Source organism: Enterobacter sp. 22452 (genome assembly GCF_052045065.1).
Classification (GTDB): domain Bacteria; phylum Pseudomonadota; class Gammaproteobacteria; order Enterobacterales; family Enterobacteriaceae; genus Enterobacter; species Enterobacter mori.
Genome location: NZ_JBQEOB010000007.1, coordinates 126,929 through 152,427 on the forward strand (window position 1 = coordinate 126,929; position 25,499 = coordinate 152,427).

Consider the following 25,499-nt stretch of genomic DNA (forward strand, 5'->3'; position numbering starts at 1 on the left):
CACATAATCATATATAACGGAGTCTGAGATGCTTTTGGCGGGGAGTATATTTTTACTGACGTTGATACTGGTGATCTGGCAACCCGGAGGCCTGAGTATTGGCTGGAGTGCGAGTATCGGGGCTGTGCTGGCGCTGGTAACTGGAGTCATCCATATCGCTGATATTCCCGTTGTCTGGAATATCGTCTGGAACGCGACAGCGGCATTTATTGCGGTCATCATCATCAGCCTGCTGCTCGATGAGTCCGGCTTCTTTGAATGGGCCGCACTGCACGTCTCCCGCTGGGGTAACGGACGTGGCCGCCTTTTGTTTAGCTGGATAGTCTTGCTTGGGGCTGCTGTTGCTACACTGTTTGCCAATGACGGAGCCGCACTGATCCTGACGCCGATCGTAATTGCGATGCTGCTCGCACTGGGATTCAGTCAGGGCACGACACTGGCCTTTGTCATGGCCGCAGGATTTATTGCAGATACGGCCAGCCTGCCGCTCATTGTTTCTAACCTGGTGAATATCGTCTCGGCGGACTTTTTCGGTCTGGGCTTTACGCAGTATGCCTCCGTGATGATCCCCGTAGATGTGGCCGCGATTACGGCCACGCTGGTCATGCTGCATCTCTTCTTCCGCAGGGATATTCCGGTGACGTATGACGTTTCGCTGCTGAAGACGCCTGCCAGTGTGATAAAGGATCCGGCAACGTTCAGGGCGGGCTGGATTGTCCTGTTTTTGCTGCTTGTCGGTTTCTTTGTTCTGGAACCTCTTGGGATCCCGATAAGTGCGATAGCCGCTACTGGCGCAGCAGTACTGTTCATAGTGGCGAAAAGAGGTCACGCCATCAACACAGGAAAAGTCCTGCGCGATGCACCATGGCAGATAGTTATTTTTTCACTGGGCATGTACCTGGTGGTCTATGGCCTGCGCAATGCAGGGCTCACGGAGTCTCTGTCTGACGTGCTAAACCTGCTGGCAGAAAAGGGGTTATGGGCAGCAACGTTCGGCACCGGCTTCCTGACCGCGTTCCTGTCGTCGGTAATGAATAACATGCCGACGGTGCTGATTGGTGCGCTGTCGATTGACGGAAGTACGGCGACAGGTGTCGTCAAAGAGGCAATGATTTATGCCAACGTGATTGGCTGCGATTTAGGCCCGAAAATCACTCCGATTGGCAGTCTGGCAACCCTGCTGTGGCTACATGTGCTGGCACAGAAAAACATGACCATCACCTGGGGATATTACTTCCGCACCGGCATAATCATGACCCTGCCCGTGCTTTTCGTCACTCTGGCTGTGCTGGCGTGGCGGCTCTCTGTCACCTTGTAGCGAGATATTGATATGAGCAATATTACCATCTATCACAACCCGGCCTGTGGCACCTCACGTAACACGCTGGAGATGATCCGCAACAGCGGCAACGAACCGACAATAATTTATTATCTCGATACTCCCCCGACCCGTGATGAGCTTATTAAACTTATTTCAGATATGCGGATTACAGTGCGCGCCTTGCTGCGTAAAAACGCTGAACCTTATGAACGCCTGGGTCTTGATGAAGAGAAATTTAGTGATGAGCAGTTGATTGATTTCATGCTTCAAGATCCAATCCTGATTAATCGGCCGGTAGTCGTTACGCCGCTCGGTACTCGTCTTTGCCGCCCTTCGGAAATAGTGCTGGATATTCTTCCGGAAGGTCAGAAAGGAGCGTTTACCAAAGAGGATGGCGAGAAGGTCATTGACGAAACGGGAAAGCGGGTTAGGTAATCTGTCCACTTCAAGATATCGGACGCCTGTTTAATCTACGAGGGCGTCCGCTTGCCGTTCACTAAAGACCTCCAGCCTACTAACCCCGTCCGCATTATGCTATGAGAGGAAAAACTGTGGTGTTGGCTGCATTACAACTGCGTAATGTCACCATTAATACCTTCTTTACCCAGTTTATAGCGCAACATAATCTCTTCATGAAACACCTTGTTGAAGCCGGTTACGAACCAGATGCTTCTCGACGATCCTCTAAGGATGGTTGTGGGCTATCCGTAAAAAGAGCCGGGTATGCCCGGCTCTTTTTTAGCTGATTTCGAAATCTTTTAATTCTCCACCTTCAGCAATCAGATTTGAGATCCGCTTCGGCATTCGCCCCTGACCTGACCATGTTTTTGACTCTCCAGTTTCGTCAGTATATCGATACTTCGCGGGGCGGGGGGAGCGCGTCCTTTTAGCCTTACCCGGAGAGCCAATAGCAGCTAAAAGTTCGGAGGGGTCGATACCCTCATCAAGCATCATCTGACGAAGTGTTTCCAGTTTATCGCGGCGCTGACTTTCATTTGCAAGACGTAATGTCTCTTCTTCTCGTCGTTCTATAAGAATAATTTTAAACTTTTCCAGAACATCTTCCAGTACATCTAATGACATTTCACGAGTCTGAGAACGTAAGGTACGGATATTGTTTAACTGTGTAAGAGCATCTGACATAAAGAGACCTTTTAAAGTTTTTTCGTTGTTCAGCAAATACCAATGTCGACGGTTGCTCATCAACCCGATTTTTCTTACTGAGCATTTTAATCCGATTGGTACATATTGTTATTAACGAGGTTTAGACTACTTATATAAATCTCTTATCGCAAGACAAAATTAAGAAGAATGTGCAAGAACTAAATTACAACTCCTACGAAATGTCCATGCATTTTTGAAGGTACTTAAAACTATGATGCCAGGAGTCATCCGGAGAGCCTTTTTATACCCTCATAACTTATTGCTTCAGTCACACCTGATGAGATTTGAAATGAGGAGAGACAGCGCCGCCACTTAGCAAGGTTTTCACAAATGGCAAGATGGCACGCAGGGGGGAGACACCTGCATTTTGTCAGAGGGTAGCGAATTACTCTCTCTTTATAGAGACGTTTCTAAAAAAGTGTAATGTAAAAAAAAGCCTGCTGTTAGCAGGCCATAAATGCTTTTAACTCATTTTTTGTTCGATTCTGATAAATAGGGTAAGCATGCAATTAAACGTGGAGCAGAGAGCATGACAAAAATTCTATAAATATTTCCTGGCCGCATCAAGTATCTCCTGTGACGTTAACTCCCTGTCAGTAGCCACGTAAACAATACCATGATCGCCAGTTAAGGAAGGAAAACCTGCAGACATAATCCGAAGATGTGTTTCTTCACCGTTTGGATATTCCTGCCTGATAGAGGATATACCTTCCAGAACGGTCATGACTTTACAGGATTCAGCATTAAAGAAAACAAGGACTTTAATCATATTCTATTACCCTGTTCTCTCGTGGATATTAACTGGCAGATGCCATTAAGGTCAAAGCCATTACGCACTTCTTATTTAACATGTGGTTAGCTTGTGCTTTTAGACTTTTTATGCAGTAGTACTGCACTTCATCACATCGCTTAGCATACTCATAATTTTGAAAAATATGCTGATCAGATATTAAGAATAAACGACTTTCATCTGATTTAAGTTATGGATCTGTCTACTCAGGAATAATCCTTCATCGTTATCGCAGACCCACAATGATTTATTTATCGCAAAGTGTTACATTTGCAGCAGCAGGACCCTTGTCTTCGCGGTGAATGGCGAATTCAACTTTCTGACCTTCAAATAAAGTTTTAAAGTTGTCGCCATTAAGTGCAGAAAAATGGACAAAGATATCTTTGCTGCCATCAAGAGGAGAGATGAAGCCAAAACCTTTGTCTTCGTTAAACCATTTAACCAGGCCCATAATTCTCGAGGTCATACTGACTCCGTTATACATGATTGTATTGATAGTAAACGTATAAGATTAAACGTATGGACTCAAAAGAGGGGATATCAACGATAGCGCCTGGTAATGAGAACTGCCCGGAAAATTTCTAACTTTCATTAGTACATCGAACTGATGGGATTCATTAAGACACAGGGAATCGATATAAGCAAATTATCTTTTAGCCGTCCAGAGGTCCTGTAGGGAAAATAAAAGTGGCTGAATGCCATTTTCAATGTATAGTCTTTAAGTGTTTTCAATAAGGAATTGACTTGTCCCATAAAATGACAGGAATTGTCAAAAGCTTTGATATTCTTAGTGGTAAAGGCCTCATCATCCCATCTGATGGACGAAAAGACGTTCTGCTTCACATTTCAGCCGTTAACTCTCGCTAATCAGAATTACTCATCCCTGGAAGCCGCATAGAGTCTTGCCGGATAAACGGTCTCAGGGGGCCTGTGGCTGCGAACATTTATCTTTCCTGATTTTCAGTATGTCAAAATAGATAGATTAAAACTTAACCACATGTGGTACGGTGAAGCTCATTCATTGAAAGGTTAATGGTTATGTCTGTTATCAATTACGCAATGAAATTCTTCAGCAGTGCGTCTACTGCCACTGCTGCCTGTCCTGTTTGTGGCTTAAAATCAGTACAACCGTTGTCAAAAATCCGGCTCAACCAAACCATGCTTTGCCCCGGATGTAAGGCTCTGTTTATCTCCCGACGCTAGCTCGACCAAAATCGCAGAACAGAGCTCATGTCCTATACTTATGTTAGATTCCGGCAGCTGTTAAATCCCTGATGCCTGACGCCCATCCTGAGAGAACGTTTCTGAACTGATTTCGCAACTGCTCCTGCGCGCTAACGTCGCATCAGAGCAATGCTATGAAAATGATCCCCAGAGCGTGGTTTAACCGCTCCCGTATTCTGATGAATGCTGCCGAAAACATAACGTTTTCGGCGAACGATCCTGCCGGTGAAAGCTCGCCGCGGTCAGAACTCTTTTCGACCGTCCAGATGGAACGCTACGGCCAGAAGCTGGCGCGGACTCATAAAGTATCACCGGATAGGCATCCTTATTATCTTCTGAAACGGCTTGGCGACAATGAGGCCGTCATTACCCAAAACTGCTATGAGCTTAACGCGGGTAAAAAGACCAGTATCATGCCCGCCGGTGAATGGCTGCTGGACAATTATTATCTGATTGAGGAACAAATCCGCACTGTCCGCCAGCATCTGCCGAAAAGCTTTGGCAAAGGTCTTCCGTCGCTGGTATCGCCGTTGAATTGCCCACGAATTTATCATATTGCATCAGAGGCCATTGCTCACGGCGATGGCCGCTGGGATGCCGCCAGCCTGACCAGCTATCTCACTGCCTATCAACAGGTGACGCCGCTGACGCTGGGTGAAGTCTGGGCGTTACCGGGAATGCTGCGCCTTGCGCTGATTGAAAATCTTCGTCGTATCAGTATGGAAGTGATAAAAGCGCAGCAGGACAGAAACCTTGCTGATACGTGGATAACAAGGATTGTCGAATGTGCAGAGAGTGCGCCTGGTGATTTAATCATGGTGGTTGCCGATATGGCGCGCTCCCGACCTCCGTTAACCAGTGCGTTTGTCGCAGAGCTGGTGCGGCGCCTGCAGGGGCATGGCAACGCGCTGTCGTTACCTCTGACCTGGGTTGATCAGTGCCTTCGGGAACAGGGGATCACCACTGACGTTCTCATACATAGTTTCAATCAGCAGCTTGCCGCCAGCCAGCTGTCCGTCAGTAACAGCATCGCGGGCCTGCGTTTATTGAGTGAAACGGACTGGGCTGATTTCGCCGAAACGATAAGCGTTGTCGAACAGGCATTACGCAATGATCCTGCCGGCATCTATCCCCGGATGCATTTCAATACCCGGGATCATTACCGGCACGTAGTTGAGGTTCTGGCCAGAGACAGCGGTCTCAGCGAGCCTGAGGTTGCTGAGAAGGCGCTGGCGTTTTCAGAGGAAAAAGCGCCTGATACACCGGAACATCATGTTGGTTATTATCTTGCGGGCGAAGGTCGACAGGCGCTGGATATTCATCTCCTGGCAGACGCCTCAAGGCTCATACGCTTGCGGCACAGTTTCAACAGAATAACCCTGCTGTCATGGCTTGGAAGCCTGGCGTTGCTGACAACCGCAGCGACCGCAGCAATATTGCACGAAACCGCCATGCAGGGGGCAGACTGGCTATTGATCGCGGTGATATTACCTCTGATTATCGCATTAACTCAGTTAATGAGCGATTTGCTCAGTGATGCAACCACCCGTTTTCGCGTTCCTCGACCCTTGCCGGGGATGGATTTTTCAGCCGGTATTCCCGCTGACAGTGCCACCATGTTAGTCATTCCCTGCATGTTGACCAGCCACGAAAGTTTCAGCCAGCTCCTCACCAGTCTTGAAGTCTGCTGGTTGGGGAATGAAAACGAAAATCTCAGGTTCGCGCTGCTCACTGATTTTGCTGATTCTGAAAATGAACCCTCGCCGGAAAGTCACGCACTGCTCAGACAGGCTATCGCCGATACGCAGGCGCTTAATCGCCGCTACCCCTCCGGCCGACCACGTTTTTATCTGTTACATCGCCAGCCTGAATGGAACCCCTCGGAAGGCGCGTGGATGGGCTATGAACGCAAGCGGGGAAAACTGGCGTTACTGAACAGCTGGTTGCGCCATCCCGGAACGCAATTCGTCAGCGTTGCAGAGATGCCTGCCCACCTTTTACCGGGTCACATAAAATACGTCATTACCCTGGACAGCGATACGGTGCTCCCGCGCGATACGGCACACAAACTCGTCGCGACGATGGCGCATCCGCTGAATACGCCTGAGTATGATCCGGTACGCCAGAGGGTTGTCAAAGGATTCGGTATTTTACAGCCCGGTCTTGCGGAGGAGATACCACGCAACGGTCAGGGGCGTTACGCAGCCCTGCGCAGCAGCGTACCGGGCAATAACCCTTATTCGATGATGTCTTCGGATATTTATCAGGATCTCTTTGGGGAAGGCTCGTTTGTGGGCAAAGGGATTTACGATGTTGATATTTTTATGCAGGCCACTACGAACATCTGCCCGGAAAATCTGGTACTCAGCCACGATCTGCTTGAAGGATGCTATGCACGTTCGGGTCTGCTGAGCGAGGTGTTACTGTACGAACAGTACCCTAATAATTATCTGTCGGATGTTGCACGACGTTCACGCTGGATCCGGGGTGACTGGCAACTGCTTAACTGGCTAAAACCACGCGTCAGAAAAGCCGATGGAACCCGGGTCAGGAATCCGCTGACCGCGCTTTCTTACTGGAAATTACTCGATAATCTACGTCGCAGTCTGGTCGCCCCCTCCTTACTGATATTGCTGTTCTTCACTCTGCTTTGGGTACCCAATCCGGTTTACTGGCTGGGCATACTGTTGCTGATATGGTTGTTGCCAGCCATCCTCTGCATTAGCCACGACCTTCTGCATAAACCTCTGCGTCGCCGCGTGAAGTCGCATCTGTTACTGGTGGGGGCGGGCGCGCTAAAGCGTCTGTCAGGTATCAGCCTTAATTTTGCGATACTGCCGCACGAAGCCGGATATTCGCTGAAAGCGATCGCCGTGACGCTATGGCGACTGGGGATAAGCAGGCGTCACCTCAGCCAGTGGGTCAGCCACAGCCAGGACAGCAGTCAGGCCAGACCCACTGTTGCACGTTTTTATCAGGCGATGTGGCTGAACGCTGCCGGTGGCGTGGCGCTGACAATACTGACCGGACAATTTGCCCCACAGCTGCTGGGGATTGCGTTACCGATCGGTTTGGTATGGTGTGTGGCACCGCTGCTGATGAGCTGGCTGAGTCGCCAGCCCGTGCGAAAGGTTTTTTCGCCTAATCAGGAACAAAAACAGCTGTTACGCCAGACAAGCCGTGAAATCTGGGCTTTTTTTGAAACATTTGCCACAGCAAAAGAGAACTGGCTTCCGCCTGATAATTATCAGGAAATACCACAACCGACGGTGGCACACCGAACTTCTCCTACCAATATTGGTCTTTCACTTATGGCTAACCTGACGGCATGGGACTTTGGCTACCTGCCTGGCGGAGAGGTGCTCCGGCGCGTGTCGCTCACGCTCGACACGATGGATAAAATGGAGCACTACCGGGGCCATCTCTACAACTGGTATGACACCCGTACGCTGGTCCCCCTCAGTCCACGCTATATCTCCAGCGTCGACAGCGGCAATATGGCCGGGCATTTATTGACCCTGCGTGCAGGCCTGTCCGCCATGCGTCATCAGCCTGTTTTAAGCAACCAACAGATACTGGCAGGACTGAACGATACGCTGGATATTCTGGAAAAACAGTGGGGTAAGAACCCACCTGACAGCCTGAGACTGCTGCGCAAGCATTGCCTGAACGCGGTGTCGCTCTCTCCGCAGGCGCTTTTCAGCGAACTGAAAAGCATGCGCACCCAGTGCAACCATCTGACCAGCGCATGTCATCAGGGATCTCCTCTTCAGATGCGCTGGGCTGGACATCTGGAGCATCAACTGGTTCAGCTTTGCCATGAGTGGTCTCTGTTGCTTGGCTGGTTGCCTGCATCCTGGAATGAACAGACGCTGCCGACGCTGAGCGAGCTTGCCCGTCCGACATTAACCGGTACAGGAACGCCTCCGGCGTCAGTGGCGGAGCAGGCCCGAATGCGACTCAATATTATCACCGAGCTGGAACAGCGGCTGGATGAGCATGCCCGGATGGATTTCGCCTTTCTGTACAGTGAAGCAACCAGTCTGCTCAGCGTCGGTTATAACTGTGACACCAATATGCCTGACAAGAGCCACTACGATCTCCTGCCGTCTGAAATCCGCCTGACCAGTTTTCTTGCCATTGCGACTAATCAGCTGCCTCTTAAAAGCTGGTACGCGCTGGGTCGATTGTTTACCACGATTGATAATGAAACTGCCCTGATGTCATGGAGCGGATCCATGTTTGAATATCTGATGCCGAATCTGGTGATGCCCACCTGGCCCGGCAGCCTGCTCGATGAAATGAGTCAGTCGGCGGTTATGCGCCAGATTCACTGGGGGAAAGAACGCGGGGTACCATGGGGTGTTTCAGAGTCTGGCTATCATGCTTTTGATGTTCAGCATAATTATCAGTATCAGGCATTTGGCGTACCGGGGCTCGGTCTACGCAGGGGACTTGCCGATGACATGGTTGTCGCTCCTTACGCCACGCTGCTGGCGCTGATGGTTTCCCCGCAGAAAGCTTGTGAGAACCTGTTCAGGCTGCAAAAAAATGGTGCATGCGGAGAATACGGTTTTTATGAAGCGCTGGACTATACCCCCTCACGTCTTGCAACCGGTCAGCTCTATGCGGTGGTACAGTCCTGGATGGCGCATCACCAGGGTATGGCATTTCAGGCGCTGGCTCATGTGCTGCTTGATGCCCCCATGACTGAACGCTTTATGTCCAGTACGGTATTCCGGTCAGCGAGTCTGCTGTTACAGGAGCGCGTGCCGGATGCGGTCGATCTGTACAGTCCGCGCCGTCATTTTGAATCTCATGAGGGCATGGTCAAACCCGTTCGCTATGAACCCCGTATTTTCTATAGCGTGGATACCCCCGCCCCGGATATTCAACTCCTGTCCAACGGCCATTATCATCTGATGTTGACCGCGGGCGGCGGCGGTTACAGTCGCTGGAATGATATTGCACTAACGCGCTGGCGCAGTGATACCACCCGTGATAACTGGGGAGCATTCTGCTACATCCGCGATACCCAGACGGGAGATGTGTGGAGCAATACCTGGCAACCAACAGGCTACACCAGCGGACAAGACGAGGAAGTGTTGTTCACCGATGCGGGGGCAGAATTCAGACGCAGCTTAGGGGGACTCAGCGTCAAAACTCAGGTGGTGATCTCTCCGGAGGATGATGTTGAATTGCGACGGCTCACACTGATTCATCGTGGTCGCAAGCCTCGCTCTCTGGAGCTGACAACCTATGCTGAAGTGGTACTGGCACCTGATGCCAGCGATCTGGCACACCCGGCATTCAGCAATTTGTTTATTCAGACTGAGCTGGCTCCTGAGCGTGACGCTATTCTTTGCCACCGGCGCCCGCGCTCACCGGATGAACCGGGCCCTTGCCTGTTTCACATGATGGTGGTGCACGGCGATAACCGACATAACGTGTCGTTTGAAACGGACAGGGCAAGGTTTATTGGACGTGGCAGAAACCCTGCGAATGCACAGGCAATAGAGACGGGAGGGATGCTAGGCAACACGTCGGGCTCGGTGCTGGATCCGATACTGGCAATTCGCAACGCCATTATTCTGCAGCCGGGGCAGCCGGTTACGATTGATATCATTTATGGCATCAGCGAGACCCGTCAGCAGAGCCTGGCGTTGCTGGAGAAATATCGCGATTACCCTATCGCCGATCGCGTCTTTGAACTGGCCTGGTCTCACAGTCTGGTGGTATTGCGCCAGATGAACGCCAGTGAAGATGATGCCACGTTGTTCAATAGTCTCGCCAGCGCTGTGCTTTACCCTGTCCAGGAGCTGCGCGCCGAAGGCCAGGCGATCGGCCGCAACCGGCGTGGCCAGTCCGGACTGTGGGGCTGGGCAATTTCAGGGGATCTGCCGATAGTGCTGCTGAGTATAACCAGCGAGGAAAGTATCACCTCAGTGACCACACTGATTCAGGCACACCGTTACTGGAGACAGAAAGGGCTGGATGTTGATTTAGTTATCCTGAATAACAGCCCCGGCGGCTACCAGCAGGGATTACAAAATCAGATTATGGAGTTAATTTATGCCGGGTCTGAAGCCAGTCTGCTGGATAAAAAGGGCGGGCTTTTTGTCCGCAACGGTGAGCATCTCTCCGCTGAGGATAAGTTGCTTTTGATGAGCGTGGCCTGTCTTTATCTTGATGACCGCGCAGGGGGGATTAATGAGCAGCTTAACCAGCGTATTCATACCCTGAAATCGCCGGCAAGGGCATTCATTCCGCGTGCTGTGCGCGAGCGTAATCAACATACGGACTGGAGCCCTGATACCAGTCAGTTATGCCATTTCAATGGGTACGGTGGATTTTCTCAGGATGGGCGGGAGTATCAGATCGTCCTTCGGGAAAATGCGCTTACACCGGCTCCCTGGTCGAACATACTGGCAAATTCTCGTTTTGGCAGTGTGATCTCAGAGGCAGGGCAGGCCTATACCTGGTATGAGAATGCCCATGAATACCGGTTGACGCCGTGGGAGAACGATCCGGTGAGCGATCGCAGCGGCGAGGCATTTTACCTGCGCGATGAAGAGAGCGGGGAGTGCTGGTCGCCGACGGCTTTACCTGTTCGCGGACACGGTGATTACCTGACCCGCCATGGTTTTGGCTACAGCGTTTTTGCCCATCGTGAGAGTGGTATAGACAGCGAGTTGACGGTCCTGGTTGCTGAAGAAGATCCGGTTAAACTGGTGCTCCTGACGCTCAGTAACTCTTCGGGACGGACACGTCAACTTTCCGTCACAGGCTATGTAGAGTGGACGCTCGGAGAAACACGAACGCGCTCAGCCCCTCACATTGTGACACATGTGGCCAGAACGCCCGGCGGCTGCGGGATACTTGCGAATAACTTTTATGGTGATAATGGTGGCGGCCGAACTACATTTTTTGCCGTCAGCGGTAATGACTGTTCTCTGACAGGGGACCGCCGGGAGTTTATTGGCCGTAATGGTTCCCTTCACGCCCCTTCGGCTATGAAACTGCAAAAGCTTTCTGGTAAGACGGGGGCCGGTCTGGATCCCTGCGGAGCGGTGCAATCGGCGGTTACATTAATTGACGGGGACCAGAGGACGTTTATTTTTATCCTCGGCGCAGAGGAGAATGATGTTTGTGCTCAGGAGACGCTGGCCCGCTACATGAACGAGGATACGGTCCGTCAGGAGCTGAACCGGATTCATAATCACTGGCACAATGTTCTCGATAAAATCGTAGTTAACACCCCCGACACGTCCGTAAATTTACTGGTTAATGGCTGGCTGTTGTATCAGACGGTCGCCTGCCGTCTTATGGCCCGGAGTGGCTACTATCAGTCTGGCGGTGCATTTGGTTTTCGCGATCAGCTGCAGGATACGCTGGCTCTGAGCCATGCTGCTCCGGACCGGATGCGTGAACAGATAATACTCTGTGCATCACGGCAGTTTATCGAGGGGGATGTGCAGCACTGGTGGCACCCGCCACACGGCAACGGTGTGCGTACCCGCTGTTCCGATGACTATCTTTGGCTGCCGCTTGCTGTTTGCCACTATGTTGAAACGACGGGGGATATGGATGCACTGGAAATACGCATTCCTTATCTGGAGGGACGCTCGCTTCAGCCTGGTGAAGAGTCTGTCTATGACACGCCGGTCATCAGCGGCACCGAAGAGACACTCTGGTTACACTGCGTCAAAGCTATTCACTATGGACTTCGCTTCGGGGAGCATGGCCTGCCGCTGATGGGGGCTGGTGACTGGAATGACGGGATGAACCGGGTGGGTATCGAAGGCAAAGGTGAAAGCGTCTGGCTGGGCTTCTTCCTGTACGACATTTTGCAGCGGTTTGCAGCGCTGGCGGAGCGCAGGCTGGATGAAAGCGTCGCCGCGATGTGCCGTTCACAGGCTCTGCGCCTGCAAAGTAATCTCGAAGCCCACGCCTGGGATGGGGAATGGTACCGGCGCGGGTATTTTGACGATGGTACTCCCCTGGGATCGAAAACCTCACAGGACTGCCGGATTGATGCGATTGCGCAGAGCTGGTCTGTATTGTCCGGCGCCGCGAGCCCGGGACGGTGCGCAAAGGCCATGCAGGCGCTGGATAAGCACCTTGTGGATAACGAAGGAGGGCTGATCAAACTGTTAACGCCTCCTTTCGACGGACACGGTCCAAATCCGGGCTACATACAGGGGTACCTGCCCGGCGTGCGGGAAAACGGAGGGCAGTATACGCATGGCGCCATCTGGGCAGTGATGGCCTTTGCCCGAATGGGGAATGCCGGACGAGCCTGGCAACTCTGGTCAATGCTCAACCCTATAAATCATACCCTGAATGCGGACTCTGTCGGGATTTATAAAGCTGAGCCTTATGTCATGAGTGCTGATGTCTACAGCGTCGCTCCCCATACCGGACGTGCAGGGTGGAGCTGGTATACCGGTTCCGCAGGCTGGGCCTGGCGTTTACTTACCGAGGAATTACTGGGGATAAAACGTTCCGGCACTGACTTTAGTGTTCATGCCAGGTTACCGGATGAGTGGTCGTCTTTTTCTATGGCATATCAATATGGTGAAAGCCATTATCAGATTAGTGTTTCACGCGGCGATGCAGAATATTGCGTGACGCTGGATGGTGTTCTCCTCCCTGATGACAGAATACCGCTGAAGGATGATGGACAAAACCATACGGTTGAGATCATTCAGAACTGACACTGATCCCGGAGGTGCATTAACGTCTGCCGTTAATGCGCTGATTATCCCTGAGAACATCAATCGCAGTCTGCATGGCGATTTTGTCATCCCGCCTTTTTTGTTTGTCCTGCATGACCTGAAGGTATTCCAGCAAGGTGCGGGTATTAATCGGTCGGCCCTGTTTACCCACAGCCAGCACGGCTTCGCCAAGAATAATTTTCACAGGCGGTAGTTGTGCCGGATACCAGTCAAGGGTGTCTTCTGATTTCATCTTAAATTTCTCACGGAAGGGTAGTGTATCATAAATAAGACGTTCAATTTTCAATATCTGATATCCTGATTCAGACACAACTTAACATAACTTATGCCAGTTATTTTTATATTAAAGCGTATAATAATTACTGTATTCCTCAGAGAATTATTTATGTCTTATACAAATGGGCTCAGGTATTTTAAAGAAAGACCGGTTCATGTTGCCTGCCCGGTATGTGCACACAGAGCCGATCAGAAAGCAGGTAAACTAAGAAAAGATGCGGTTCTTGAGTGCCCTGCCTGCGGACTGTTGTTCAGACCTTCAGAATGCTGGTGTATCGGCGGCTGATCACTTAACGTCAGTGATGTCGGAAAATGACAACATTCCTCCTGTACTGCTGTTGTCGAGGGTATGATAATGAAATCTAAAAAATCTGTTTTTATTGAAGGGCATATCATGTCGAACAGCTGTCACGGACAGCCTGGCCAACCTTTCTGTATTCACCGGGTCAGGTTTAGTAATGGTAAATATGCGATTATTCGGGTGGCATCCGGGATATGTTTCAAACCAGGCGAAATTATTCAACGAAACGATTGTGAGTGGTTTTATAAACTTACCAAAATTCGGCTTCTTTCTTTTGAGTACCTTGATGATGATGAATCAAGAAGACAATTCCTTGAGTATCAATGATAAAACCATGGATTTATAACAGAATAAATTTGCTGGCTTACAATTCACCCTTGGCTCTTTAAATTATTCACCAGTCATTGGAAAATATTTTTTCCTAAATTTAGATGAATTTAAATTATCTAAAACAAAATGTATCGCTAAAGACGAATTGCCTCATTGTTTTCCTTTTGCGTTATAACCTTCATTAGCATTAAGGAAATTTATGGCACAGACTTTTACTCATAATTTACTTCATCCTCGCCACTGGCTTACCTGGTCTGGTTTGGGTCTGCTGTGGCTTCTCGTTCAACTTCCTTACCCGGTTTTACATATTCTGGGCTCTGGCCTTGGAAAAATATCCAGACCCTTTCTGAAACGCCGGGAACGGATTGCGATTAGAAATATCGAACTGTGCTTTCCCGAGATGACACCGTTTGCCCGGAGCCAGATGGTCAATAAAAACTTTGTTTCTCTCGGGCTGGGACTGATGGAAACAGGAATGGCCTGGTTCTGGAGCGATGCGAGAGTCAAAAAATGGTTTGATGTCGAAGGGCTTGAAAACCTGACCGGTGCGACAAGAGGAGTAATGGTTGTCGGGATTCATTTTATGTCCCTTGAGTTGTGTGGAAGAGTAATGGGGTTATGCCATCCTATGATGGCAACGTATCGCCCACACAATGATCCATTAATGGAATGGGTACAGACAAAAGGGCGTATGCGTTCAAATAAAGCTATGATTAATCGACGTAATTTATCTGGTTTTGTTCATGCGCTAAAAGCTGGTGAAGCCGTTTGGTTTGCACCAGACCAGGATTATGGGTCTAAAGGAAGCGTTTTTGCACCTTTTTTCTCGGTAAAAAAAGCAGCAACGACGAACGGAACGTATGCCCTTTCAAAACTCGCTGGTGCACTCTTGATCACACTTAGCATGATTCGACGTAGCGATAAAAAAGGTTATCACATGTATATCAGCAATCCGTTATCAGGCTATCCAGGGGAAGACAAGGTCGCCGCAGCGGCTTATATGAACAAGATCATCGAGCGTGAAATTCTCCGTGCCCCTGAGCAATACCTGTGGATGCATCGCAGGTTCAAAACGCGTCCTGAAGGCGAAGTCTCTTTATACAAATGAACAACTCTACTTGTCACGAGCCAGAATCCATCTTTCTTGCCACTGCGTATTTGTAAAAAATGGGACAGGGGATTATTCGATCGGCTTCATGTTAACGATGGCGTAACTGACAACCAAGGTTAATCAATTGAACCTGTTCGGATTTGAAGGTCCGCTTCTCGCTTATAGCTGCCATTCAAAGCGATAATAATTTTTGTATATTTTCTCTTCCACATGATGTCAGTTATCGGGAATGGTTTGACTATCCAGCAGGCATAGCATCCTTTACAGCTCGACAAACCGAACGCTCCGATAGGGTATGCAGGCACACGGATGGCGTGTAAAGCAGAGTGAAAAAGATGATCGATTAAACCGATCGATTTTATAAAATTGATCTGCAAAATGAATTATCCGGCACGCTAGTGCCTGTGCTAAATTCCCAGCAATTCATTTAACGTATTGTTTATTAGTTTATTTCCTGTCTTCTGGTGGGCGCCCTTCTTTTGTCCTGCGGGCACGGCATGGGAATGCGACAGCAGGTGATGGAATGAAAAGATGTGCCCGATGTAACAAGAAAAGAAGCATTCTGGACCGGATTTTCGGGCTGGATAAAGAATTTTGCGATGGCTGTCTGATGGTGGTTAACCAGGAAATCAGAGAAAAACGAGTGGTGTCCACACCAGCACGAAAATCACCGGGACGCTCTTCCTGACAATGTTTCGTACCCGGCAGGTTATTGCCTCTGATGGGGTAACAACTCTGAAGCTTCCCTCTGTTTACATTCCCTTTGAGCAATGAAAATCAACATCGATATCAGCGTCATCATTCCTGCCTTCAATGCAGTTGACAGCATCGGGGCTCTGGTCCATACACTGCTTGGCGAAACAACGCTCAGTACTGAAATCATTGTTGTGGATGACGGTTCAACCGACGAAACATGGACGCTACTCAGCGCCATTACAGATGAACGGCTTATTCTCATTCGTCAGGAAAATCAGGGCGTGTATGCTGCCCGTAATGCTGCACTGGCGATTCACCGTGGTGAATGGGTGGTGTTCCTGGATGCGGATGACCGGGTTGCGGCAGATTTTCTGCAGGAGCGGCTGCGCACAGCCCGCGAAGCACAGGCCGATGTCGTCCTTTTCAATGCCCGGCATACAGACAGCGCCGGACATCTGCGGCATACCGTTCACCGCAGACAGCCTTACGGTCAGACGCTGACGGGTCAGCAGTGGATACGCCATTGCGTCAGTCAGAGGGAATGGCCGCATTATCTGTGGCTGCAGATAATCCGTTCAGCGTATATTCGCGAGCATGACCTGCGATTCCAGGAAGGGAAAAGCCACAAGGACATTCTCTGGACGATACAGCTTGCCGCCGCAGATGGCCGATTTTATTTCTCTGACAGACAGGATTACCTGTGGGTGAATAACCCGGCGTCAATTACCCACCGCCCGGATTATTACGATATCCGCGCGTTCAGCTATTGCGACGTGATTGCAGATATTCTGGCACTCAGTACACAGACGCAGTACCGATCTGTCAGACGAGCGCTGGTCAGGCATGCGCTGGTGGAAAGCCGCCATTTTCTGGGCCTGTACCGGCGCAGGGTGAATGACCGGCTGGCGGTCCGGGCGCGTTTTCGTGCGCGGATAGCCTTTCGCCATCTGGTATCCGGCGTGAGCAACCTGAGCGATGTCTTTTTCCTCCTGAAGCTGGTCCGCAATATTTATCTGCCTGGTGTCCGCAATACTCCCGCAGCCGTTTCGCAGGTGCGGCGTTAATCCATGGATATCGCAACGCTTCTGGCGCGGTCGTGGCAAACTGCGACAACGGGTGATGACTCCATTCGCTCCGCCAGGGATATCGTCGAACACTGGTATGATAAAGGCGGTGACCTCACCCGACGGACCCGACGGTTTATGCTGCGGGAATGCCTGTGGATAGCCGCACATTACCGGGACACTGAAACGGTACTCACCCGACAGTTTCGCCTGCTGGCCGTGTTACTGTATCTGGGCGGTTATTTTCCGAAAGGAAATGTCGACGGTATGCTCCCGGAGAAATGTTTCATTTTACTGAACGCCCCGGAATTAAGCCCCATCCTGACAGACGATACGGCCCCTGATGTTCTGGCGGCGTCCTGCCACACCCTCTTCTACCTCAGACGGATATCTCCGTTAAGGTGTTACCACCATACGCGCTGTCTGAGCGAACATCTTTTTCAACTAATGGAGATCTGATAAAAGCGCCAGTCTTTGTACTGGTACCTGAGGGGCTGATCGCTGACGGTGTTGGCGTCAACGATCAGGGCTAACGTCATTATTTCCCTCCGCTGAATCTGCCACCTGTGATGTCAGTAACGGTTTTATATCCCTTGCGGGTCATCAGCCCGGTAGCCTTCCGGTCTCGGAGCATATCAAGGCTGCCGATAAACGGAGACTGCTCTTTCACGCTGAAGCCGTGACGGTCAGTACGCACCAGGTCGTACTTTTCCACGATAAAATTCACAGCGTCACACAGTGAGATTCCCGCATCAATGTGTTTCTGGATCACACTGTCGTTGCCAAACGGTGTGTCGTTGAGGGTAAGGCCGTAGTGTTGCTCCAGCAGATACTCCAGTAATTTTTGCCAGATTTTGACTGATGACAGACGTGACGATGCCGCCCTTTGAGGGGGCAGGGATTGTATTTGCATGGTTTGCACTCTTTTGACGAAGGAAAAGCGTCCGGGGTTTATGCGGTTGTTGCAGACGCCGGATAAATTACGATATACAAATAGCCACAGGAACCGAGCGTATCGGCCTTACATATCAGCCCTTTTGCATGGAGCGTGATGCAGCGCTGAATGCGGGGCATGAGTTCGCTGCTGGTCAGCATGAGCTCCATCTGCTTCATCAGTAACGGAAATGCCTGGTCCAGATGGCGTAAATCTGCGTCATTAAATGTCCCGGTGGTGCTGGCGCGGTCAGCAAGGTAATGCAGGCGGTTACCCTCCTGTACCAGCCGGGCACCAAAACATGGCGTGACGTTGCGTCTGAGGCCCCACCAGGGTTCCGCGATGTTATGGTTGATTACACGGGTTGCTTTCTGCATGTAAGTACTCCTTAACGGTGAGTTAATTCAGGGTGACGCTGCGCAGGATCACATACGGACCGTTGCGGTCCTGTCGACGTTCAGCAAACACGGCCAGTACACCCCGGATATCCTGCACTTCCCTGCCGTAGTAATGGCAGATACTGCCGGACCACTTATATTTCCCGGTACAGAAGCGAAACAGCCGGGACTCAGAATGCTGGCGGTATATCGCCATTGCCTGACGTTTGCTGATGATTTTCATCGTTATTCTCTCCCTAAAGCCAGCCACGCTCGGCAAACGAGACGATGTCCATGCCTCCCACTACCAGGTGGTCCAGCAGACAGATATCCACGAGTTTAAGTGCCTGCTTCAGATGGTCAGTAAGCAATCTGTCGGCATGGCTGGGTTCGGCATAACCTGACGGATGATTGTGTGAAAGCACGATGGCAGCCGCGTTGTATTTCAGTGCTGCCTTTATCACTTCACGGGGATGTACCTGCGTATGGTTGATGGTGCCGGTGAAGAGCGTTTCATGGGCAATAAGACGATGCTGGTTATCGAGGAAGAGCACCATGAATACTTCACGCTCCAGTGTGGCGAGCTGCAGGCGAAGCCAGTCGCGAACTGCATGGCTGGAGGTAAATGCCTCGCCGGGCTCGCGTAACTGGCGTTCCAGCAGGGTCAGAGCGCGTCTGATGGTGCGCTGCGCGGTGGGAGATATTCCCCCGCTGTCAGGGGGACACGTGGTGATATTCATTTGCTTTTCCTGTCTGTTGACGCGTTGGGAGGAGATGTGTTGTACAGTTTTTCGGCAACGACGAACTCGTCGTGCAGGGATTCAAACCATCACCAGATATGGAAGAGAGGGGTACCCGTCAGGAAATGCAGGAAGGGTTCGTCGGTCACAAGGTCACCGTCCTCATCCCTGACCGTTGTATTCCTCAGCGTATCCCACAGGGCATTAAGGTGAGACAGTTCATACGGCATGGCGGGATGCTCAGTCGATAATGCGCATGATGGCGCTGCATTCTGCGTGGTTCAGCGCATAGTCACGCAGACGCCAGTAATGTTCCGTCATGGAGTCGCATTCCGTGCGGCAAGCGTGATGACTGTAAGCGATAAGACAGACTGCAATCCCTGCAGCTTCGGCGCTCATGTCTGAGGCGTTGCCGTTCATGGCGTTGAACAGCGACCAGAAGACATCGTTGTCCGTTTCCGGAACCATGAAGGCCCCGCCGTTGCTGAGAGTATAAAAATTCCAGACACCGCCGCTGTAGTCAGCGCAGAACCGATCCATCCAAGCAAAGACCTGCGGTTCAAGGGTTATCCACTGCGGGATGTTGCCAAAGTGCTGCGGCCAGAACTCCACACGCTGTTCGTCTGGTACGGGCGCGGCTGTCAGAGCATGTGCAGAACCGTTATCGTCAGCCTGCAGAGGTAGCTGATTTTTATCGTTAATATTAATCATGTCGGTCATGTTAATTTTTCCTTATGCATGGAGATGTTGAATGGAAGACTCGGGCCGGGGATTGATTTCGGTGGCGGGGCGCGGGTTATTACCCGCCCAACAGGCCCATCATGTTTTCGGCCATCACCCAGAGCGCACGGTTTAACTTAACGTCGCCATCAATCCCGTTTACTGCGCGGGTATGGGTACGTTTACCCTGCGCGGTACGGCCACTTAGCCCGCCTTTCAGCAGGTTTTCCTGAATGCGCTGGTAGGTAGTCCACAGGTCATCGCTCTCGTCCTGCCAGCGGCGAGGTGCAAGGATTTGCGATTCAGTCACTGGCTGGTACTCTTCCCCAAAACGGTAGGCCAGCGCCGCTTTAGCAAGTGCATGCTGTGCTGGTGACGGGAGTTGCAGGGACTGCATAGCGTCACGTTTCTCTTCCACCCGGTCAAAGACGCTGAGCACCTCATAGGCACCCTCAATCACCTTCCCGACGACATCCCCCCTGTGTGGCACGCGGATCTCGCCAAACGACTGTCCGCAGACGAGCGAATTAGTGCAGACACTTCGGAATATCCCCGGCAGTAACTGAAAACTCGACGCGCCATCGTGCGAATTCAGAATGATGATTTCCGGCACCTGCTGACCGTTTATCTGACCGGCACGACGCAGGCGCAGCATATGCTTTGTATGTTCCCGTCGGCTCTGGTCGCGCACTCGTGACTGACAGGCAAAGAATGGCCGGAACCCTTCGCGTTTAAGGTTCTCCAGCAGGGTGATCGTGGGTATGTAGGTGTACTTTTCGCTTCTGGAGTCGTGCTTGTCTTCCCCGAAGACGCTGGGGACATGCTGCATCAGTTCTTCGTGGGTTAAGGGACGGTCACGGCGAATCTGGTTCACCCGACCAAAACGGCTGGCTAATCGCATAGTTGATTCCTCATCTGGTTAATCTGAAGGCATAAAAGCAAAAGCCCCTGCTCCGTGAGGAGGCAGGGGCTGGATGTGTTGTTCTCAATGAACGGATAGGGCGGGATTACAGCGTATCCAGAATCTTCAGTATCTGCGCCATCAGGGCGGAGATAAGTGCAGTGACCAGCAACGTGACCGCTTCCCGGGCTGTATCAATGCAGTCGTCATCGTAACCGGCCTGACGAAAGCGGATTTCAATATACTGCCGGGCATGATGTCCGCCGCACCAGGTCAGCGCCTGGCTCAGGGCGGTCACCAGCATTTTCAGAAAGGTCATAGGATTTACTCTGGACTGCGCAGCGGCAGCCCGTTGGTCTTGTGGCATTTTTTAGGTTGGGAAACGTTAATCAGGGGCGGGGACTCAGTGGTAAGTGTAACGCCATCCCCCCTTATCAGTAGTGACGACGACTTCTGAAGCCACGCAGTTATTATAAAAACTCACGCTGACGGACTGCCCGTAACGCAGGGTGGCAGGCAAAATAGTTTCTTTATTACTGGAGTACAGATATTTCTGGTTGGCAATGCGACAGTTTCCCCGGTTCACGTCAATATTTTCGACTTTCACGGTGTTATCCAGTGCAGTGACCACGACCGTGACGTAGCGTGTTCCGGCAGGGTGAACCTGATTACTGGTCTCCACTTTGATGGATGGCGTTGGCTCTGCCAGCGCCAGGGCTGACAGTGCAAACAGTGCGGGCACCAGCATGTGTTTAAATTTCATAAACTGTTCCTTTTAAAAATAACGTAATCAACAGGTATTAAATTCAGATGCAGGCTAGAGTGCATCTTTACCCACGCAGCCGTGGGTCCCGAATACTGGCAATACCTTTGCTGCCCCAGCCAGCGTGAATGTGGCATCCTTAACACCGTCTCCGGTTACTGAGACCTGTTTGCCATTACGTAGCTGAGCCCAGGCCAGCGCCAGGTTATTACCGCCCACTCGACTGCCAGATTCGCTGATGTCGATGGGGGCTCCACCGTCGATACTGACCTGAAGGCTTTTATCTTCATCCATACTGACCTGATGCCCGCTGGCGTCAGTGAATATGACCGTGGCCGGTTGCGAGCCGTAATCCTCACAGGTCAGAGACAGTTGCGATTGACTTTCCCCATTGATAACAAACTCTGATACTCCCTGGCCCCAGCCCCGGGTCCAGGTGGTTTGATTACCGAAGGCCATTGCCACTGCCGGTACCAGCGCACAGGTCAGTAGTAAAGGGTGAATCATTTTTCTGTTCATTTTTGTGCACCTCTGGTTTTCGTAAAACGCTACCCGGAAAGGGTATCTGCATGATTTTTAGTAGAAGACAGACAGTCATAAGCATCCCGTTGGGATTTTATAGCTGCAAAAAAGAAGGGGATAACGATGAAATTCGATCGAACCGATCGACAAAATTGATCGTGGTTCAGTAAATATATTTACCGTAAACCTCGCCCGAGTTTATCGATGGTCCGGTTTCACTTCAGAAGGGTGATATATATCTGAGATTTTATTGAACACAGGCTGAGGAAATGCATCACTGAGGCGGTATGGCGCAGACACCGTCCTCTGTGACAGGAGGAACACTAAAAAAGCGGTTATAGAAGAGATTACAGGCTCTGTGGTCGCTAGTGTCAATGTGAAAATATTTTGCCATGTACTGGCTGAGTATATGCTGAAATTCGTCGTAGATTTGTTGAGACCCCCGCTTGTGCTTCACCCTGATTTCATCGACTAAACGATAACATTGCTCCAGCAGGCGGTCGCCGTCGCCGTTCAGCAACGCATGAAACGCGGCAACGGCAAATAATTCATTCGCAGGCCCGGCATTAAGCCAGACGCTGACTTCGGTACAAACCAGCGTTTCCCATAGTGACATCAAATTCAGGCGTAAGGCTTCCTCTTTTAACAGACGGGTTAGTGGAGGAAATGCGTAAATATCAGTGTCAAATAGCCTGCGTGACAGACTTAAATCAGCAAAGGCAAGATGCTTAACTCCGTACAATGCTTCCTGTACAGCATCTGAACCGTATTTATCCGTTAACGCTTTCAGTAAGGTCGATTTAACCGGTTGAGGTGTTTCCATTGCTTTTATGCCACTCAGCACTCCTGACTGACAGCAGGGGATAAAATCCTTCATCATCCGGTTTATAGCAGCAGGTGCGATGATAATGTTTCTGGCGATATTTGCACCGCCCTTAGAGTTAGGGTAAATGTGGCATAGCTCAAGATCCAGCCAGGGGATTAACCTTTTTGGCGTATCAGCAACTCTGTGCCCGTTCAGCGTATTATACGTTTTCTGGTGGTCAGCTTTGCGCTGATATAACCGAATGAGGTCTGCAATATCCGTCGGACCGGTGATACTCCCCAGTCCAAGGGAATTATTTTTTAGCATAGCTTCCACATTGAGCCAGTAAGAGTGCTTAACCAGTCTTATAATAGCATCGTCATCGATTAACCTCCGGGCTTTATCCCGATGTTCCTTACAACAATAAAACTGATTGCGGGTTTCAGATATACTGATACCACAGGCAGGATACTGGCATATTAATGCTGCTCTTTCCGTTCGTCTGGCTGCATTTAACTGTCTGCCCTGATAATGTGCCGGGCATAGCCGTAATATCCGTTCGGCGGGTGAATGGCCGATCTGTGCCATGCAGTTATTTCTTTTACATACGGCCATAATTAAACTCTTATTTAATGTGGTAATATCTTTGCTTTTATTGTTAATAATAATGATGCTATTTTTATATGTCATTAAATATATTTATTGATCAACATTAATTAAATGTTAATGTATTTGTCTCAAATGAGTAAGAAATACACTAGCAAAACACATTGTGTTAAATTACATGTTTTGATGGCTGTTAATGGTTCATATCCACAGAGCTTTCCACCAGTCGTCATTATCTGTTTTTTAGCACTGTATTCTGAGAAAACCCCGCGCGGATTGCGACCAGTCGCGACTGGCGCGGGGTTTTTGCCTCTGTGGCTGTTTTTCGAAGACATTTAACCGGTTTACGCTCTGGCCATTCGGGTCTCTGTAGTGAGGTGTCCCGATTAATATTCCAGCCTGTTAAAGTCAAAGTATTCAAAACCATACCTACCAGTAACATTCTCTGGCGATGCAATAATCGGATTATGTCCGTTCTCCAGGAATGCCGGTGGAATACACCATGAGTGGCGATCTTCCAGGGAAGGCATGGCAATATACACCGCAGAATGACGGCCCGGACGAATAAAACAAATCAGACCCAGTGCGATTAACTGCTCCAGAACAGATTGTGATTTACTGGCGTCACGCAACCGATTCGGGCCGTTCCGGTTTACCTCATTTTTCCTGAATGGATATCCCTTATCATCGAGAAATTTCTCCTTAAGCCACCTGAACATCTCGTAAACGTCTTCCATAAATGCATTCCGTTCAGAAGAAGGGAAAAAAAGCCTTTCCGCTTCTTCAAGATGCCATTCCACAATGTTGAAGGCGGCCTGGATTACCCCCCGCGAAATACATAAACTCTCAGGTGAATACATATATGTCAGGATGGCCGCAACCCTGAGGGCATTCGCCCCCGCTTTGGCTGCAATTTCACTGATATGTTCCATCTGTTGTCCGGGGGCTGCTTTACGGCTGAGCTCTGACTGTTTTTCTGCCCAGTAAGCGGTCGCATCATCAGATAACCTGAGCGTTTGTTTCTGCGAGTCGTTACTATAAAAACGCACCTTCTGCTTATCAAGCAACTGGTTAATTTTCTGGTGGAATACATTTAATGCTTCATCAGACTGAGCGTGACCTGTATTGGTGCGGCGACGACCCAGTGTGCTGATGGTATTGATGTAAAGAAACCGTGACAGAAAACCACTTCCCTTGCTGAGTTCACCGTGGTTGCGGCAGTAATTTTCAAAGACCGGAGGCTGAACCATTAATGCCAGGGTCAGACAGGCATTGATATCGTACTCTTCGCCGCCCGGGCGGTGGTATTCATAGGTCTCCCCGTCCCAGGCTTTATTCAGTAAACCGAGGTTGTTTTTCAGATACCCTTTAAAAAAGGTAATTGCCTCATCTGAGACCACCCCGGCTTCAGAGTACCGGCTCAGACCTTCCAGGAGCGCCTTTGCGGTGGTGTCATCATAAAGCATCGCCAGACGGGCTGGAGGCTGCTGCCGGGTTTCTGCATGCTCATCTAACAGCCGTTCTTCTTCCATCCCCTCATAACCGTTTTTGATGGCAGTGTACAGATTACTGGTCAGTGCTTTCTGGTGTATTTTCCAGATATTGTCAGCACGCAGGTGCGTCTTCATCAGACTGTCGTGCTGCTGCTTCAATTGCTCAGAGAACCGGTAAAAAGGTTTCATCACTTTTTTGCTGATACTGGTCTTACCTTCTCCTGAGACCGCCAGCGTCAGTAGATACAGTGCACAGTGCATCGGATCCGATGAGTGTGGTGGTACCACCTCAATATGAGCCTGACAGGCGAGGGAAGCGGCTGCCAGTACGGCCCCCGCTATCAGTTCCGCCGGGATACCCGTCTCGTTATAAAGAGCATCAATGACATCCCGCATCACCGGCGGGAACGCGAAGACAGGGTAACCCTCCGGGGTTCTGTTTTGTACGGGAATATAAGGCTCCGGCATTTTCGGAATGACAGTGTATGGCAGTAAATTCTGCATGTAATATTCTCCTTGGTTACTGTTTTCAGTAACGGGTTAGTTGTGAATATAATAAAATAGCCAAGCGTTAAAATTTATTTAAAGTAATAATCTTACCCAATAAATAATCGCATTCTGTT

25 protein-coding genes and 1 pseudogene are annotated in these 25,499 nt (G+C 50.3%); 10 read left to right on the forward strand and 16 right to left on the reverse strand.

Translation table 11 applies throughout. The features are described 5' to 3' along the window. The first annotated feature begins 28 nt into the window (after nt 1-28). Both ACTJJA_RS19250 and arsC read left to right on the forward strand, forming a co-directional pair. Nucleotides 29-1,318 carry an arsenic transporter gene (locus ACTJJA_RS19250; RefSeq protein ID WP_024274589.1) on the forward strand — a complete coding sequence of 430 codons (1,290 nt, stop codon included), beginning with the start codon at nt 29-31 and terminating at the stop codon, nt 1,316-1,318. Between the two features lie 12 nt (nt 1,319-1,330). Next, entirely contained in the window at nt 1,331-1,756 is a 426-nt protein-coding gene (gene arsC / locus ACTJJA_RS19255; RefSeq protein ID WP_332942162.1) for a glutaredoxin-dependent arsenate reductase, read from the forward strand. A gap of 303 nt (nt 1,757-2,059) precedes the next feature. Here the strand turns inward: arsC and ACTJJA_RS19260 are convergent, their stop codons facing one another. The 3 genes from ACTJJA_RS19260 to ACTJJA_RS19270 form a co-directional block, all read right to left on the reverse strand. After that, nucleotides 2,060-2,464 (reverse strand): H-NS family histone-like protein, encoded by a 405-nt coding sequence (locus ACTJJA_RS19260; protein WP_024274587.1) that lies wholly within the window; start codon nt 2,462-2,464, stop codon nt 2,060-2,062. A 562-nt stretch (nt 2,465-3,026) separates the two neighbouring features. Beyond that, a complete protein-coding gene (locus tag ACTJJA_RS19265) occupies nt 3,027-3,254 on the reverse strand; it encodes a hypothetical protein (protein ID WP_010434226.1) in 228 nt (75 codons plus the stop codon). A 268-nt stretch (nt 3,255-3,522) separates the two neighbouring features. Next, nucleotides 3,523-3,741 (reverse strand): cold shock domain-containing protein, encoded by a 219-nt coding sequence (locus ACTJJA_RS19270; RefSeq protein ID WP_440668951.1) that lies wholly within the window; start codon nt 3,739-3,741, stop codon nt 3,523-3,525. 278 nt (nt 3,742-4,019) lie between these two features. Between ACTJJA_RS19270 and cspF the strand changes: the two are divergent. The 3 genes and pseudogenes from cspF to ACTJJA_RS19285 all read left to right on the forward strand — a co-directional run bounded on the left by cspF (nt 4,020) and on the right by ACTJJA_RS19285 (nt 13,216). Next, nucleotides 4,020-4,232 (forward strand): annotated as a pseudogene (cspF, locus tag ACTJJA_RS19275) (cold shock-like protein CspF). Between the two features lie 81 nt (nt 4,233-4,313). Next, the gene (locus tag ACTJJA_RS19280; protein ID WP_213076230.1) at nt 4,314-4,478 is read left to right on the forward strand and encodes a YnfU family zinc-binding protein; all 165 of its coding nucleotides are present in this window, start codon (nt 4,314-4,316) and stop codon (nt 4,476-4,478) included. 155 nt (nt 4,479-4,633) lie between these two features. Further along, nucleotides 4,634-13,216 carry a GH36-type glycosyl hydrolase domain-containing protein gene (locus tag ACTJJA_RS19285; RefSeq protein WP_332942164.1) on the forward strand — a complete coding sequence of 2,861 codons (8,583 nt, stop codon included), beginning with the start codon at nt 4,634-4,636 and terminating at the stop codon, nt 13,214-13,216. Nucleotides 13,217-13,235: 19 nt separating this feature from the next. Here the strand turns inward: ACTJJA_RS19285 and ACTJJA_RS19290 are convergent, their stop codons facing one another. After that, the gene (locus tag ACTJJA_RS19290) at nt 13,236-13,469 is read right to left on the reverse strand and encodes a hypothetical protein (protein WP_004132711.1); all 234 of its coding nucleotides are present in this window, start codon (nt 13,467-13,469) and stop codon (nt 13,236-13,238) included. A 153-nt stretch (nt 13,470-13,622) separates the two neighbouring features. Between ACTJJA_RS19290 and ACTJJA_RS19295 the strand changes: the two genes are divergently transcribed. The 5 genes from ACTJJA_RS19295 (at nt 13,623) to ACTJJA_RS19315 (ending at nt 17,474) form a co-directional block, all read left to right on the forward strand. Beyond that, nucleotides 13,623-13,799 (forward strand): YnfU family zinc-binding protein, encoded by a 177-nt coding sequence (locus ACTJJA_RS19295; RefSeq protein WP_213076229.1) that lies wholly within the window; start codon nt 13,623-13,625, stop codon nt 13,797-13,799. 69 nt (nt 13,800-13,868) lie between these two features. Continuing rightward, nucleotides 13,869-14,141 (forward strand): hypothetical protein, encoded by a 273-nt coding sequence (locus tag ACTJJA_RS19300; protein ID WP_016247220.1) that lies wholly within the window; start codon nt 13,869-13,871, stop codon nt 14,139-14,141. Nucleotides 14,142-14,343: 202 nt separating this feature from the next. Then, the gene (gene lpxP, locus ACTJJA_RS19305; RefSeq protein ID WP_332942165.1) at nt 14,344-15,252 is read left to right on the forward strand and encodes a kdo(2)-lipid IV(A) palmitoleoyltransferase; all 909 of its coding nucleotides are present in this window, start codon (nt 14,344-14,346) and stop codon (nt 15,250-15,252) included. A 773-nt stretch (nt 15,253-16,025) separates the two neighbouring features. Further along, nucleotides 16,026-17,015, forward strand: coding sequence for a glycosyltransferase (locus ACTJJA_RS19310; RefSeq protein ID WP_047058004.1), 990 nt, complete (start codon nt 16,026-16,028; stop codon nt 17,013-17,015). 3 nt (nt 17,016-17,018) lie between these two features. Then, the gene (locus ACTJJA_RS19315; protein WP_223226960.1) at nt 17,019-17,474 is read left to right on the forward strand and encodes a hypothetical protein; all 456 of its coding nucleotides are present in this window, start codon (nt 17,019-17,021) and stop codon (nt 17,472-17,474) included. A gap of 79 nt (nt 17,475-17,553) precedes the next feature. Here ACTJJA_RS19315 and ACTJJA_RS19320 read toward each other — a convergent pair whose 3' ends face one another. The 12 genes from ACTJJA_RS19320 to ACTJJA_RS19375 all read right to left on the reverse strand — a co-directional run bounded on the left by ACTJJA_RS19320 (nt 17,554) and on the right by ACTJJA_RS19375 (nt 25,380). Continuing rightward, nucleotides 17,554-17,928 (reverse strand): TA system toxin CbtA family protein, encoded by a 375-nt coding sequence (locus ACTJJA_RS19320; protein WP_032938032.1) that lies wholly within the window; start codon nt 17,926-17,928, stop codon nt 17,554-17,556. Nucleotides 17,929-17,966: 38 nt separating this feature from the next. Then, nucleotides 17,967-18,326 carry a type IV toxin-antitoxin system YeeU family antitoxin gene (locus ACTJJA_RS19325; RefSeq protein ID WP_049101822.1) on the reverse strand — a complete coding sequence of 120 codons (360 nt, stop codon included), beginning with the start codon at nt 18,324-18,326 and terminating at the stop codon, nt 17,967-17,969. 22 nt (nt 18,327-18,348) lie between these two features. Further along, the gene (locus ACTJJA_RS19330; protein ID WP_032938028.1) at nt 18,349-18,570 is read right to left on the reverse strand and encodes a DUF987 domain-containing protein; all 222 of its coding nucleotides are present in this window, start codon (nt 18,568-18,570) and stop codon (nt 18,349-18,351) included. 13 nt (nt 18,571-18,583) lie between these two features. Then, entirely contained in the window at nt 18,584-19,066 is a 483-nt protein-coding gene (radC, locus tag ACTJJA_RS19335; protein WP_047058008.1) for a RadC family protein, read from the reverse strand. An 89-nt stretch (nt 19,067-19,155) separates the two neighbouring features. Further along, the gene (locus tag ACTJJA_RS19340; protein WP_226863590.1) at nt 19,156-19,296 is read right to left on the reverse strand and encodes a hypothetical protein; all 141 of its coding nucleotides are present in this window, start codon (nt 19,294-19,296) and stop codon (nt 19,156-19,158) included. A 10-nt stretch (nt 19,297-19,306) separates the two neighbouring features. After that, nucleotides 19,307-19,786 carry an antirestriction protein gene (locus tag ACTJJA_RS19345; RefSeq protein WP_075206252.1) on the reverse strand — a complete coding sequence of 160 codons (480 nt, stop codon included), beginning with the start codon at nt 19,784-19,786 and terminating at the stop codon, nt 19,307-19,309. Between the two features lie 79 nt (nt 19,787-19,865). After that, the gene (locus tag ACTJJA_RS19350) at nt 19,866-20,687 is read right to left on the reverse strand and encodes a DUF932 domain-containing protein (protein WP_071067384.1); all 822 of its coding nucleotides are present in this window, start codon (nt 20,685-20,687) and stop codon (nt 19,866-19,868) included. Between the two features lie 106 nt (nt 20,688-20,793). Further along, nucleotides 20,794-21,006: a hypothetical protein gene (locus ACTJJA_RS19355; RefSeq protein WP_047058010.1), complete on the reverse strand. Its 213-nt coding sequence runs from the start codon at nt 21,004-21,006 to the stop codon at nt 20,794-20,796. Between the two features lie 84 nt (nt 21,007-21,090). Beyond that, nucleotides 21,091-21,450 (reverse strand): hypothetical protein, encoded by a 360-nt coding sequence (locus ACTJJA_RS19360; protein ID WP_004136901.1) that lies wholly within the window; start codon nt 21,448-21,450, stop codon nt 21,091-21,093. Between the two features lie 54 nt (nt 21,451-21,504). Then, the gene (locus ACTJJA_RS19365) at nt 21,505-21,969 is read right to left on the reverse strand and encodes a hypothetical protein (RefSeq protein ID WP_004114621.1); all 465 of its coding nucleotides are present in this window, start codon (nt 21,967-21,969) and stop codon (nt 21,505-21,507) included. A 277-nt stretch (nt 21,970-22,246) separates the two neighbouring features. Continuing rightward, complete coding sequence (locus ACTJJA_RS19370; protein WP_224224984.1) at nt 22,247-23,467, reverse strand: hypothetical protein; 1,221 nt, start codon at nt 23,465-23,467, stop codon at nt 22,247-22,249. Nucleotides 23,468-23,769: 302 nt separating this feature from the next. Beyond that, on the reverse strand, nt 23,770-25,380 hold the full coding sequence (locus tag ACTJJA_RS19375) for a YfjI family protein (RefSeq protein ID WP_440668952.1): 1,611 nt from the start codon (nt 25,378-25,380) through the stop codon (nt 23,770-23,772). Nucleotides 25,381-25,499 lie beyond the last annotated feature (119 nt).